The following is a 12,894-nucleotide window of genomic DNA, read 5'->3' as shown; positions in this document are numbered from 1 at the left end:
CTTTTGTTCACTTTGGCCGCTGCTGCTGGGTCTGAAGAGTAAATTCTTCAGGTGTTGCGTTTTTTATTTGCCAATTACGACAATCTAGCCTCCGTGGTTAGAAATATCTCAATCTATGAAGGCAGACAAGTTTAGAGCTGCTGGGTAAGAAGTAAAAATAATTAGTAAATTTAGCAAAATTAAATTGACAACGCTTTCATATAAAATTATACTGGGCATATGTTAATAGCTCGTGAGGAGATTTGGAGACACATTAATTACTTTGGGCATGCCCCAAAGGTATTTGATGTGTCTTTTTATGTTTTTGAGCTAACGGCATACATAAAAAGGGGGAACAAATCCGGAAATCGTAAGGAGTCAATAAATAAAGAGATTTACATAACAAGGAGGATAATCATGAAGAATTTGAAAAGGCCATTGATTTTATTGATAGTTGCATTATTGCTTATTGGTATCGGCAGTGCAGTTGCTGCCAGCTTTAACAGCGCCGGCGGGGATGTAGATGTGTCCCGTATTTATTTTGACACTGAGCGGGGAGAGCTGTCGGGTTTACTTTATAAACCAGAAGGGGCAGACGAAGAGGCAAGACCGACAATCATCGCCACGCACGGTTATTTGAACTCAGGTGAAATGCAGGATGCTCAAGCCATCGAAATGTCCAAGCGGGGTTATGTAGTCCTGGCTTTGGATATGTATGATCATGGACATTCAACCGGAACGATGGAGAAGCCGATTCCGTTCTTCTCTTTCTGGCCGCAAGCTATGTACGATGCGGTACAGTACATGTATGAACAGGATTATGTTTTGAAAGATGATGAAGGAAATGGGATTATTGCTGTTTCCGGACACTCCATGGGAGGCTTCTCTTCAACGCACGCAGTGATGTTGGATGAAGTTGATTTCCAGGAATCAGGTATCCGCAAAATTCAAAGTTCCTTGACGATGGGTTCTGATTATCAGTGGGTGAAAACACTTGGTTACACGGACGAACAAATCAATGCTTCCTATGGTCCGCGTCCATCAGGAAAAATTGCAGGCGTTTATGATGAATTTTTCTTTAATGCAGAAGCAGCTGCGGCAGGCCAGTCTGTCGTCAAGAAAGACTACGTCAGCACAGCTGAAGGCCTTGGGTTTTTAGGCGGACTTGAATCAGCGCAAGCTGGGGAATTCTATGAAGTGGACGGCGGCCAACGAATTATTTACCAGCCTAACGAAACACATCCATGGAATCATTTTTCACAGCAATCTACTGAATATGCAATCGATTTCTATGATACAGCTTTTTCGGATTACGGTAATTTAGTGGCAATCGGAGAAGATGGACAAACGTGGATGTGGAAAGAATGGTTTTCATTTGTGGCTTTAATAGGCTTCTTCCTCCTGTTCATTCCGGTTATCAGCTTATTGACGAAACTGCCATTCTTCAATTGGGTTTACACAGAGCGTCCGGCAGCGCTTTCTGCACCGAAATCAGATGGTGCGAAACTCGCTGGTTATATACTGCTTATTGTGGGAGCTCTTTATCCGGCTCTATTCTTTACGGCATTATACAGCGCCAATGAAACAGGGATGACCTTGCTGCGTCAGATCAGCATGATCACCATTGCATTGTCTGCCCTGATTTTATTGTTCAGCTTTGTAAAAAATTCCGCCAGGTCAGTAAAAATGGGCTCCGGGCTAATTCTTGGCCTGAGCATCGTACAATATATTTTCCTCCGTCAGCAGGAGCGATTCTTTGCGACTACAGAATGGTTTGGCGGAGCTACTGTCAATCCAATTCTCTTCTGGGCGATCAATGTTGCGATCGTGACGTTGATAATTTTGGTTGGTTATCACTTTGTTTCGAAAAAAGCGGAAGGAGCACGTTTTGCAAATTATGGATTGCGTGCTAACATCAAAACGATCATCTCGGCTTTTGTTACCGCTGTCCTTGCTGTCGTTATCGGCTATGCGGTCCTCTATTTAGTGGATGCAATTTTCCAAGTCGATTTCCGTCTATGGACAGTAGCAGTAAAAACATTTGAAGAACAGCATTTATGGGCACTTTTACGCTATGCACCATTATTCTTCATCTACTTTTTCATCGTGGGTATCTCAGTCAATGTCAATACAGCCAGCAGTTTTTATGATGGATGGAAAGGATACGGCATATCCATTCTCCACTTTATCGGTGGACTGATCCTATATCTGATCTATCATTATGGCTTATTGTTCATTACAGGGACAGGCGGCTATCCTGCAGAGTCATTATCATCGATTATTGTAATCGGGCTTGTGCCGATCCTTTTGGTAGCAGCAGTTTACAATCGTTACTTTTTCAGAAAAACTGGAAATGTCTATGTAGGGGCATTCCTGAATACGATTCTAATAACGCTGATTACTTTAGCAAATACGGTTCTTTATACGATCCTCTAATCGTATAACGAGAAGAGGGCTCAGGATGAACTTAATCCTGAGCCTTTTTTATTTTGAATAAAGTGAAAGAAGTCGACATCTTGGTATTCGATTCAATTCTTCTCATACAAAAGTCTGAATATTCTTTAATTTAAGTTGAAACACTTCTAATCCTTCCTTATTTCTTTATAATGAACAATTATGGAATAGGGAGTGGAAGCGATGATGAAATTGAGACAGGAAGCGCTGCAAATGCACCGGGACCATCAAGGGAAACTGGAGATTGTTTCAAAAGTCGCTTTGCGGAACGAGTATGATTTGAGTTTGGCTTACTCTCCCGGCGTCGCGGAACCGTGTAAGGAGATTGAACGGGATAAAGCGGCAGCTTACGATTACACGATGAAAGGCAATACGGTCGCTGTGCTGACGAATGGCACGGCGGTGCTTGGCCTTGGCAATATCGGACCGGATGCTTCGATGCCGGTCATGGAAGGGAAAGCGGCGCTGCTGAAGAGTTTTGCCGGTGTGGATGCGTTTCCCATCGCTTTGAAGACGGAAGACCCGGAAGAAATTATTCGGACAGTGAAATTGCTGGAGCCAGGATTTGGCGGCGTGAACCTGGAAGACATCAAAGCTCCCGAGTGTTTTATTGTCGAAGAACGGCTGCGTCAGGAAATGGACATTCCGGTGTTCCACGACGATCAGCACGGCACGGCGATTGTCACGCTGGCCGGTTTGATCAATGCGCTGAAATTAACGGATCGTTCCGTGGAGGAAACGAAAGTGGTCGTCAACGGGGCAGGCGCCGCCGGAATCGCGGTGGTGAAGCTGCTGAGTGGCTACGGTTTTCCGAATATCATTATGTGTGATACAAAAGGCGCGATTTATGAAGGCCGTCCGAACGGCATGAATCCATACAAAGCGCTGGTTGCGGAGATCACCAATTTTAATAAAGAGGATGGCCAGCTGGCAGATGTGATCCAGGGAGCTGATGTCTTTATCGGTGTGTCGGCTGAAGGGGCGCTGTCGCAGGACATGATCCGGTCTATGAATGCCGAGCCGATTATTTTCGCGATGGCCAATCCGAATCCGGAGATTCTGCCGCATCTGGCGAAAGAAGCTGGTGCGCGTGTTGTTGGCACCGGCCGTTCTGATTTCCCCAATCAAGTCAATAACGTCCTCGCGTTTCCCGGGATTTTCCGCGGGGCGCTTGACGTGCGAGCGAGTGATATCAATGAAGCGATGAAAATTGCCGCCGTTAGAGCGATTGCCGGTTTGCTGGAAGAAGATGCGCTTCACGACGATTATGTCATCCCGGCGCCTTTCGATCCGCGGGTTGCACCAGCCGTTGCTGAAGCTGTAGCGCGGGCAGCTGTCGAGACGGGTGTGGCGAGGAAGGCTGTGGTTGAGAAGGTGGAAGTGTTTTCAGAGAAATAGAGGGAGTGTGTGAGGGTGTTTGTGAGTGAATTTGGGAGAATCGCTGATAAACGGTGAAAAATCGCTGATAAACCGGAAAAAATCGCTGATAAAAGTCCAAAAATCGCTGATAAACCAAAGAAAAACGCTGATAAAATGAAAATCGACGATAAAAGGAATAAAATCGACGATAAACCTTCAAAAATCAACGATAAACACCAAAAAATCGACGATAAAACTCTATACACAAAAAGGCAAGCGCATCTCCTGCGCTTGCCTTTTCTATTTGTATACTTTTGTCTTTTTAAATTGATAGTGATTTTCCAAGGAGGCAAAGATTACTATTGCAGATTTGTATAATACTTATAGTCTTTCATTACTTGTTCAAGAAATTCCTCTTGATCATAAATTTTCAATAACTGAGCGGTTTGCTCTAAATACTCATCTTCTTTTCCTAATTGAAGCATTTTCCTGCATATTGCAATACGGATAAATAAAACAGATAAACTCTGTTGAGTCATTGCCATTTTATGCTTATTGAGTATGCCTTCCAATACATTTAATGCAGTTTTAAAGTCCTTTTCCTTGATTAACAGCAATGAAAGATTGAGCTTTAATGTAGTAACAAGTCGATGTGAATCCTGAAAATCTTTGTAATTGTAAATTCTCGAAAGAAGAGTAGTTGCCATTTCAATAGCAATATCGTTCGGGAAAAAATAGAGAATGGAATGGATTATACGAATATCTGTAAGATACCATTGATCAACTTTTGACAGTTTTATCCATATAGGTTCGACATAACTTCTTGCCTGCAGGATATCCTTATTCTGATTAAGACTAATTAACGCAGTGCAGATAATTTTAATATTTTCAAGGTCTATATTCTGTTGCTTATCAAGAAAGGTATCTATTTCTGCAATTATATTTTTTAAATCCTCAGCACTATTATAAGAGGTTTTGAAAAATTTATTAATGATGTTTTTGGGTTGAGGAAATTCAAAATCATTGATAATGTATTCGAATTCTTCAAAGGACATGCTCAAACGATCAAGTATCTGAAAAAATGCAGTTGAATGAATAGTAGTTAAACCAGCTTCAAATTTCGAAAAGGCTGCTTGCGATAGAATTCCTTGTCCAACATATTTTTGAGATAACCCTCTGCTTTTTCTAATTCTTTTAATAGCATTGCCATAATTCTGCATAGTACCTCCAAGAGTTTCTTTTAAGAATATTTTGTTGGAATCTTTGTAATTAATTGTAATGTTAATTAAAGGTGGTGAACAGCATGGATTTGATAATTATGATAATGGATATCTGGTTTATTGGTGGAGGATAAGAGAAACTTTACAAAAACAATATTTTTATAGCAAAGAGCTTTCTGGTTTCTATAATTACCTCAGCAAAATCCAATAGAGTAAACAGGAGATGATTCCATGCATAAGAATAGAAACGGGTATTTCTGGATATTCTTTATAGTACTGTTATTTATAATTTCATACATGGGATATTTTTTGGCTGACAAATTTTATCTGTGGAATTCATTTATCGGAATCATCATCAGTGGTTTGCTATTTTTTGTCGCAATTATCCCATTTACTGCTTATGTGGCAGCTATTATTACAAAGTTTACTGCAGAACAAGATTTACATAAAAAAAGGTTATTCAAATTATCGTTGGGAATAATAATTGCAATTCCTTTTGCATTATTGTCCATAACGGTATATAGCGAATATGGCGAAAAGAATTTAAATAATGCATTAAATCTTGATTTGGCTAATGTAGAATCATTAGAATTTCATTTGGATGGAAATTCCAATGTGTGGCAAACCAAAAAGGATGACGCGGCAAAGGAACTGGTTGATTTCTTGAGCCATTATAGTGTCAAGAAAATAAATGAACGGGAATGGAACAGTGATGTTTCTAAAGAGATCGGATTCACGCTGACTGTTTTCAAAAAGAACGACATTGTTATGACCTCTATTTATGAAAGCCGATTGGTTCTTTACAGTGACGGTGATTATTATTCAGTGATTAATGGGCCAATCGATATGGAGTGGATTGCAACTTATAATGAAAAGTATGAATATGAATAAGGACGATTTGAGATTGGATAGGATTTTCCGGCTTAACTATCCTTTAATTTTTAATTTGGCGTCAAGATTCAAACTAAGAATTTCTTATAGGATAGGTGAACCTAATTGTATGTAATTGAACTTATATTTAGCTTAATAAGCCTATTCATTATTTCATTTGGACTGTATTATTTAAAATTCAAAAAATCAAAGAATACGAACAGTTTTATTCTTGGTTATTTATATTTGCTGTTCGGTACAATAGGATTGGTTGTGTCTGGAATGATGCTGATATAAATTGATGACTAACTTCAAAATCAGTAACGGTTTTTGTATTTATAAGCTGCTAAACATTTATAGATAACCTGAATCATTCATAACTGAAATTAAAAAGGCAAGCGCCCACCAGCGCTTGCCTTCCTCATTATTTCACTCTCCAAATATCTCTTCAGAAACTTCCACAATATAACGCAACTTCTCCCATTGCTGTTCTTCCGTGAGTTTATTGCCATGATGGGTTGACGCGAAACCGCATTGCGGGCTGATACAGAGCTGCTGTAATGGCACATACTGTGCGGCTTCCGCGACGCGTGCTTTAATAACTTCCTTGTCTTCAAGTTCACCGTTTTTCGAAGTGAAGACGCCCAAAACAACGCGCGGGCCGCCAGCTGGAATGTGCTCAAGCGGCTGGAAGCTGCCGGAGCGGTCGTCGTCGTATTCGAGGAAGAAGCCGTCGACTTTTTCTTTGGCGAAAAGGGTCGGTGCGATCAGTGCGTAGCTGCCTTCGAATGCCCAGTCGGACTGGTAGTTGCCGCGGCACAGGTGAGTGGTTACCGCAAGATCTTCCGGTTTGCCTTCAAGTACGCCATTTGCAACACGCAGCGCCAAGTCGATCAGGAACTCTCTATTATACTTGCCGTCGTTGAACGGGATGCCCGGCGCTGACAGCCCGGCGATATAGACGTCGTCAATCTGGATATAGCGTGCGCCTAAGTCATAGAAAGTTTTAATAGCGTCGCGGTAAGCCTGGATGACGTCTTTCGCGTAGTCTTCGATGTCCGGATAGATGCTTTCGTCGCGGATGCCCTGATTGAAGAATTGGTTCGGGCTCGGAATCGTCAGCTTCGGAATGGCACGGTCGCCGACAATCTCTTTGAATTCAATAAAATCCTGGATAAAAGGATGGTTTTCATTGAATGAGACTTTGCCGACATTGCGGACGTCGTAGGCTTCCGTTTCAACGTGTTTGAATTTATAGCCGTGTTCCGGTGTATAGCCTTCAAAGCCGTTGATGCCAGCCATGAAATCGGTATGCCAGAACGTGCGTCGGAATTCGCCGTCTGTCACAGCTTTCAAACCGACTTCGATTTGCTTGTCGACGATGCGCTCGATTTCTGTTGTTTCGATTTCGCGTAATTGCTCTGCAGTGATAACGCCTTCTTTAAAGTCTTTTCTTGCCTGATGAATGCTTTCCGGACGCAGCAAGCTGCCGACGTGGTCTGCCTTGAAAGGTGCTTTTACCGTTGTTTTCGTTGTTTCTGTGATTGGGTTTGTCATGGGGAATTCCTGCTTTCTGTTTTTAGTTTTTATTTGGCGTAAAGATTAGTTCGCAATACTTAACTTGCTTTTAACACGGACTTTCTCCAGCGCCTGCTCCAGATCTTCGAGCAGGTCATCTATGTGCTCGAGGCCGACGGAGAAGCGGAACAGGCCGTCGGTGATGCCGCGTTTCTTGCGTTCGTCCTCAGGCATAGCCGCGTGCGACATGGTTGCGGGATAGGACAGAATCGTTTCGACAGCGCCGAGGCTGACGGCGAAAACCGGAATCCGCAAGGCGTCCTTGAAGATGCGCGCCGAATTTTTGTCCGGCAGCCGCAATGACAGGACGGCGCCGTAGCCGCTTGCCTGCCGCTCCTGAATCGGATTGCCGGGATGGAAGGAGAAGCCCGGATAATAGACTTCTTCAACGACCGGATGGCGATGCAGGAATTCGGCGATTTTCTGTGCGGATTCGCTCGACTGCTTGAGCCGCGCGCCGAGCGTTTTGATTCCTTGGATCAATAAATAGGAATCCTGTGCACCTAGCACCGAACCGAAGGAATTTTGAATAAAGCCGAGACGGTCACCGAGTGCCGCGTCTTTTGTAACGGCGAGTCCAGCAACGATATCGCTGTGTCCGGAAAGAAATTTCGTCGCGCTGTGCAGCACGAGATCCGCGCCGAGGTCGAGCGGATTCTGGTACAGCGGCGTCATGAAGGTGTTGTCGACAAACGTCAGGCAACCGTTCGCTTTGGCGAGTTTAGCGGCGATTTCGATATCGGTTATGTTCATCACCGGATTGGACGGGGTCTCGATGTAGATCACTTTCGTGTTTGGCCTGAAAGCCCGCGCGACTTCATCGAGGTCCGTCATATTGACGAATGAATGATCGATTCCGAATTTACCCAGCACCTCCGTGATGAAGCGGTAAGTGCCGCCATACACATCTTCTGACACCAATACATGATCGCCGGATTCCAGCAGCATGAAAGCCGACGAGATAGCGGCCATGCCTGAGGCGAAAGCGAATCCCCGTGTGCCGTTCTCGAGTTTTGCGATTGTATCCTCCAGCGCCTGGCGCGTCGGATTGCCGGAGCGGCTGTAATCATAAGGGCCGAACTCATCGATGCTTTGCTGGTGGAACGTCGACGACAGGTAAATCGGGACATTGACGGCGCCGGTCTTCGAATCGACACCGGCGGAATGGATAAATTTCGTTTCTAAGCGGTCGGTCATTTTTAAGTCCTCCTTTGACAGAGCTCCTTTTCCAATAGAAAAGGGGCTTTCTTCAACAAAGAAGAAAGCCCCTCAAAAGAGATCTGTTCTTCTCATCTTCTAGGCTCGCGCCTATTGGAATTAGCACCTTTGCCATTGCGGGCAGGTTGCTGAGACATCACAGGGCCAAATCCCTCCGTCTCTCTTGATAAGAAATAGATTATTAAGTTTAGTTGTTAGTTGATGTTGTTAACAATAAGGGAAGATTCAGATAAATGCAAGCGGCAATTTTAGTTTTTTTATTTCACTTAGAATATGTAAGCATTTTCTCATGTTTATTATAAAAATATATATGAATTTAGACCTAAATAAATTATGATTAAGGCAGATAAACTGAGAAAGAAGGAAAAAGTAGATGGGTAAAATAACAGCTTTCGTCAAACGAAGATGGAGATACATATTAGTAGCATTGATCGCGTTAATTATTGGAGCAAGTTTCGGACCTTCGCAGTCTGATGTAGATGCTTCAGCAAATGACAGCCAACAGGCGCAGGAAGAACTTGAAGCTAGCAATGCAGAATTGGCTGAGAAAGTTAAAACACTAGAAACAGCTAATGAAGAATCAGCGTCAAAAATAAAAGAACTGGAAGCCAAAGTGAAAGAAGCTGAGCCATTCTTTTTGTTGGAAGAGAAGGAACGCGAAGCGAAAGAAGCCGAGTTGAAGAAAAAAGAAGATGAAGAAAAGGCTAAAAAAGCGGCAGAAGATGCTGCGGCTAAAGAAAAAGCCGATGCTGAGGCAAAGGCTAAGGCGGATGCCGAGGCGAAAGAAAAGGCGAAGGCTGAGGAAGCGGCAAAAGCTAAGGCTGAAGAAGAAGCTAAAGAAAAAGCAGCAGCTGCTGCAGTCACGAATTCACAGAATCAAGCTGTGGCAATGGCTGAAGATTATTTAGAGTACACAGCTTTTTCTAGGAGTGGGCTAATCGAGCAACTGGTGTATGAAGGTTTCAGTAATGCAGATGCCACATACGCAGTCGATGCAATCGATGCAGACTGGAGCGCACAAGCCGTGATCATGGCCAGGGACTACCTTGAATATACTGCTTTTTCAAGGTCCGGTTTGATTGATCAATTATTGTATGAAGGCTTCAGCAATGCGGATGCCACTGCTGCTGTAGATGCTGCAGGATTATAAAATGAAAAATGCAGATTTAACATAATTTCTTATATCTGCTTACTCCCACCCGAGACTTTAATCATCGGGTGTTTTTCTTTTTATTTATCATTCCCTCTAAAAAGGTTTTCCACCCTCTTCAGCGAATAATAAAAGATAAAGGAGCGGATGGAGATGGAGACGGTCATTGCGATTGAGAATTTGTCAAAGCGGTATAAAGATGTGCAGGCTGTTGAAGCTCTTTCGTTGGAACTGAAGAAAGGGGAGATTTACGGGTTCATCGGATTGAACGGTTCCGGAAAAACCACGACGATCCGCATGATGCTCGGAATGATCAAACCGACTGAAGGTTCTTGCTCGCTGTTCGGCAAGAAGGTCACGCTTTCCAATACGAAAATGTGGGAACGGGTCGGTTATCTGGTGGAGACGCCGTATGCCTACCCAGAATTGACGGTGGAAGAGAATCTGCGTTTATTTCAGCGGCTGCGCCAGATTAAAGAAACAGATGCAGTCGGACGGATCATCGATCAATTGAAATTGACGCCATACGCAAAACGGAAAGCCAAGCATCTGTCACTCGGAAATGCGCAACGGCTTGGCATTGCGAAGGCGATGCTGCACCAGCCGGATATTCTGATCCTGGATGAACCGGTCAACGGGCTGGATCCGGCGGGGATTGTGGAAGTGAGGGAATTGCTTCGTGATATGGCCAGCAATAAAGGCGTGAGCATTTTCCTGTCGAGCCACTTGCTGAGTGAAGTGGCGCTGATTGCCGATAAAATCGGAATCATACATCAAGGACGTTTGGGGGAAGAGTTCCGGACGGATGACTTGAACAGCTTGATTGAACGGAAGCTGCTGGTCGGCACGCGGGATAATAAAGCAGCTGCTGAGGTTTTATTGGCACAAGGTGTGTCCTGTCACTTGAATGAAAAAGGGCTCATTGAGATTGAAGGGAAAGAGCTGCTGGAACGGCCGGAGAGGGTATCGGAGAAACTTGTGGAAATCGGGTTTCCGCCAACTTACATAAACGTCGAAGTGGAATCGCTGGAAACGTATTTCATGCGGTCGATCCGAGGAGAAGGAGAGAAATGATGGGGCATTTTACAGCGGCGCTGCAGGCGGAAGGCAGCAAAATCCGTAAATCCAAGATGATTTGGATCACGCTAGTGATTTTTACGTTGGCACCGTTGATGGGCGGTTTCTTCATGTTTGTGCTGAAGGATCCGGAGCTTGCGCGGACGACCGGTTTACTCGGGGACAAAGCCCAGATTTTCGGTGAAGCGACGTGGCCGGCGTATTTCAGCTTGCTTGCCCAAATCATAGCAGTCGGCGGGCTCATCGTTTTTGGTTTTGTGACAAGCTGGGTGTTCGGGAGGGAGTATGCGGACCGGACCATCAAAGATCTGCTGTCGCTTCCGGTTCACCGCAGCATCATCGTGCTGGCGAAATTCATCGCCATTTTTCTTACGTGTCTGCTGCTCAGTTTATATGTCATTGTCATCGGCATCTTGATCGGCATGGGCGTCGGTTTGCCGGAGTGGTCTTCAGCGACAGCGGCAGAAGGGATTTATCTGCTGGCAGCCACGACCTTACTGACCGTTGCGCTATGTCCGCCGGTCGCCTTTTTTGCCTGTTACGGAAAAGGTTTTTTGGCGCCGATCGGCTTCGTCATTTTGATGGTGGTGTGTGCGCAGATTATTGCGGCCATCGGCTATGGCCCCTATTTTCCCTGGGCCGTTCCCGCTCTCTACAGCGGCATGGCCGGAACCGCAGGCAGCTTAGCGGCACTGAGTTTTGTCACCGTCGCGCTGATGGCAATTGCCGGTTTCGCGGTGACAGTTGCCTGGTGGCTCGGGGCAGATCAGCAGTGAAATGAATAGTAGAATCAATGATGTAACGTGAATATTTATTCCCATTCAATTTATTCTTTATTAGTCTGGAGGCAAATCATGAATGACGAAAATTGCGACTTGAAGCAAGCGAAAAGTGTGAAGGAAAAGAAGCTCGATGTGATTGATGGCGTGACGATAAAGTATCATGCCAATGGAAAAACAATTTGGTCAAAAGGCAGGATAATCGACGACCAGCCGGAGGGTTATTGGGAATGGTACCGCGCGGATGGCACGCTGAAACGCTCGGGTCATTTTGAAAAGGGTGAGCCGGTGGGCGAGTGGATTACTTATGACAGTAAAGGCGAGAAGTATAAGACGACGAATCGGGATAAATGAGGCGACCGCTATTCCTTTTTGAGGGGTGGCGGTTGTTTTAGTTCTGCCCGATCTGGTCTTTTAAATAATCAAAACTTCCCCTTTGTTTCAATGTATAATACTGGTAAGAAGCTTCAGGACGCGGAGGTATACATGAAAAAGCTCATCGGCTATCTAGCCATATTTATTATTGTCTGCGGTTTATTGATAACGGCTTATGTCCACTATGGATTCTTTTGGGAATATGACGAGGCGGAAGCATCGATGAATGCGTACCTCGAGGAGAAGTATAAAGATGAATTCTCGCTGGAAGATCTCCGGTTTGATTGGCGCAATGGGGGAAGTTATTACACTTATGCCGCGGCCAGTGCCACAGGCAGTGAATTTTATGTGGAAGCCTCGAGGGACGGGAATTTTTTTGATGGGTATGCATATGAGTATTGGTCATATGAAGGAGTGCGTTTAGTAAAGCCGTTTGTAGCCGCAAACATCCCGGATTATGATGGGATTGCGGTGAATCTGAATTTCGAGAAAAAGGTGCAGGATGCAAATTTGCTGGAAGAAAATTTGGATTTCATCTCATGGGGAGTGTTCGTTAACGCTCCTTATGAATTGGTTCCAACAAATGAAGCGGATGAGCTGGACAAGGCGTTTAAGCTTCTGAAAGAGATGGAATCAAATAATTTCAAGTTAAAGAAGTTAGAGATTCTCTACATAGGCAAGTCATTGGTTTTGATGGAAGATGACATTGCAGGGATTAATGACCCTTCGGAAATGAAGGCTTATTTGGTGGCAGGTGAGTAAGAGGGAAGATGAGTTATTTTCAAACACTAAAATATCCTGAATAAATATAGTGATTTTCATTTTTAAGTGTTTT

General features: G+C 44.2%; 11 protein-coding genes and 1 riboswitch. Of the genes, 8 read left to right on the top strand and 3 right to left on the bottom strand.

The window, feature by feature from the left end:
- The first annotated feature begins 396 nt into the window (after positions 1 to 396).
- The gene (locus AC2Q9J_RS13815) at positions 397 to 2,415 is read left to right on the top strand and encodes an alpha/beta fold hydrolase (protein WP_499040814.1); all 2,019 of its coding nucleotides are present in this window, start codon (positions 397 to 399) and stop codon (positions 2,413 to 2,415) included.
- A gap of 201 nt (positions 2,416 to 2,616) precedes the next feature.
- Complete coding sequence (ystJ, locus tag AC2Q9J_RS13810; protein ID WP_499040812.1) at positions 2,617 to 3,831, top strand: NADP-dependent malic enzyme; 1,215 nt, start codon at positions 2,617 to 2,619, stop codon at positions 3,829 to 3,831.
- Between the two features lie 320 nt (positions 3,832 to 4,151).
- Here the strand turns inward: ystJ and AC2Q9J_RS13805 are convergent, their stop codons facing one another.
- Entirely contained in the window at positions 4,152 to 5,012 is an 861-nt protein-coding gene (locus AC2Q9J_RS13805; protein ID WP_499040810.1) for a helix-turn-helix domain-containing protein, read from the bottom strand.
- A 231-nt stretch (positions 5,013 to 5,243) separates the two neighbouring features.
- Between AC2Q9J_RS13805 and AC2Q9J_RS13800 the strand changes: the two genes are divergently transcribed.
- Positions 5,244 to 5,903, top strand: a complete 660-nt coding sequence (locus tag AC2Q9J_RS13800; RefSeq protein ID WP_499040808.1) for a hypothetical protein — start codon at positions 5,244 to 5,246, stop codon at positions 5,901 to 5,903.
- A gap of 408 nt (positions 5,904 to 6,311) precedes the next feature.
- On the opposite strand, the gene AC2Q9J_RS13795 is transcribed toward AC2Q9J_RS13800, so the two are convergent.
- Positions 6,312 to 7,439 (bottom strand): 5-methyltetrahydropteroyltriglutamate--homocysteine S-methyltransferase, encoded by a 1,128-nt coding sequence (locus AC2Q9J_RS13795; RefSeq protein ID WP_499040807.1) that lies wholly within the window; start codon positions 7,437 to 7,439, stop codon positions 6,312 to 6,314.
- 45 nt (positions 7,440 to 7,484) lie between these two features.
- Positions 7,485 to 8,657 (bottom strand): cystathionine beta-lyase, encoded by a 1,173-nt coding sequence (gene metC, locus AC2Q9J_RS13790; protein WP_499040805.1) that lies wholly within the window; start codon positions 8,655 to 8,657, stop codon positions 7,485 to 7,487.
- 89 nt (positions 8,658 to 8,746) lie between these two features.
- A riboswitch (SAM riboswitch) is annotated at positions 8,747 to 8,851 on the bottom strand.
- 200 nt (positions 8,852 to 9,051) lie between these two features.
- Between metC and AC2Q9J_RS13785 the strand changes: the two genes are divergently transcribed.
- From AC2Q9J_RS13785 to AC2Q9J_RS13765, 5 genes are all read left to right on the top strand, one after another.
- Positions 9,052 to 9,828, top strand: a complete 777-nt coding sequence (locus AC2Q9J_RS13785) for an Ltp family lipoprotein (RefSeq protein ID WP_499040803.1) — start codon at positions 9,052 to 9,054, stop codon at positions 9,826 to 9,828.
- Between the two features lie 153 nt (positions 9,829 to 9,981).
- A complete protein-coding gene (locus AC2Q9J_RS13780; protein ID WP_499040801.1) occupies positions 9,982 to 10,902 on the top strand; it encodes an ABC transporter ATP-binding protein in 921 nt (306 codons plus the stop codon).
- Complete coding sequence (locus AC2Q9J_RS13775) at positions 10,899 to 11,681, top strand: ABC transporter permease (protein ID WP_499040799.1); 783 nt, start codon at positions 10,899 to 10,901, stop codon at positions 11,679 to 11,681. Before AC2Q9J_RS13780 ends, AC2Q9J_RS13775 begins: the two co-directional genes overlap by 4 nt.
- Before the next feature lie 78 nt (positions 11,682 to 11,759).
- Complete coding sequence (locus AC2Q9J_RS13770) at positions 11,760 to 12,038, top strand: toxin-antitoxin system YwqK family antitoxin (protein WP_499040798.1); 279 nt, start codon at positions 11,760 to 11,762, stop codon at positions 12,036 to 12,038.
- 132 nt (positions 12,039 to 12,170) lie between these two features.
- The gene (locus tag AC2Q9J_RS13765) at positions 12,171 to 12,821 is read left to right on the top strand and encodes a hypothetical protein (protein WP_499040797.1); all 651 of its coding nucleotides are present in this window, start codon (positions 12,171 to 12,173) and stop codon (positions 12,819 to 12,821) included.
- Positions 12,822 to 12,894 lie beyond the last annotated feature (73 nt).

It is taken from the genome of Planococcus sp. RAB007_Raresut, assembly GCF_057369535.1.
The sequence above is the reverse complement of the archived record's forward strand: the minus strand, read 5'-3'. Positions and strand labels throughout refer to the sequence as shown.

Excerpts from the sequence above, each read along its gene's own strand:
- AC2Q9J_RS13765 (WP_499040797.1), top strand. The coding sequence starts at position 12,171 with ATGAAAAAGCTCATCGGCTATCTAGCCATATTTATTATTGTCTGCGGT.
- AC2Q9J_RS13795 (WP_499040807.1), bottom strand. The coding sequence starts at position 7,439 with ATGACAAACCCAATCACAGAAACAACGAAAACAACGGTAAAAGCACCT.
- AC2Q9J_RS13780 (WP_499040801.1), top strand. The coding sequence starts at position 9,982 with ATGGAGACGGTCATTGCGATTGAGAATTTGTCAAAGCGGTATAAAGAT.
- ystJ (WP_499040812.1), top strand. The coding sequence starts at position 2,617 with ATGATGAAATTGAGACAGGAAGCGCTGCAAATGCACCGGGACCATCAA.
- AC2Q9J_RS13770 (WP_499040798.1), top strand. The coding sequence starts at position 11,760 with ATGAATGACGAAAATTGCGACTTGAAGCAAGCGAAAAGTGTGAAGGAA.
- AC2Q9J_RS13775 (WP_499040799.1), top strand. The coding sequence starts at position 10,899 with ATGATGGGGCATTTTACAGCGGCGCTGCAGGCGGAAGGCAGCAAAATC.
- AC2Q9J_RS13785 (WP_499040803.1), top strand. The coding sequence starts at position 9,052 with ATGGGTAAAATAACAGCTTTCGTCAAACGAAGATGGAGATACATATTA.
- metC (WP_499040805.1), bottom strand. The coding sequence starts at position 8,657 with ATGACCGACCGCTTAGAAACGAAATTTATCCATTCCGCCGGTGTCGAT.
- AC2Q9J_RS13800 (WP_499040808.1), top strand. The coding sequence starts at position 5,244 with ATGCATAAGAATAGAAACGGGTATTTCTGGATATTCTTTATAGTACTG.
- AC2Q9J_RS13815 (WP_499040814.1), top strand. The coding sequence starts at position 397 with ATGAAGAATTTGAAAAGGCCATTGATTTTATTGATAGTTGCATTATTG.
- AC2Q9J_RS13805 (WP_499040810.1), bottom strand. The coding sequence starts at position 5,012 with ATGCAGAATTATGGCAATGCTATTAAAAGAATTAGAAAAAGCAGAGGG.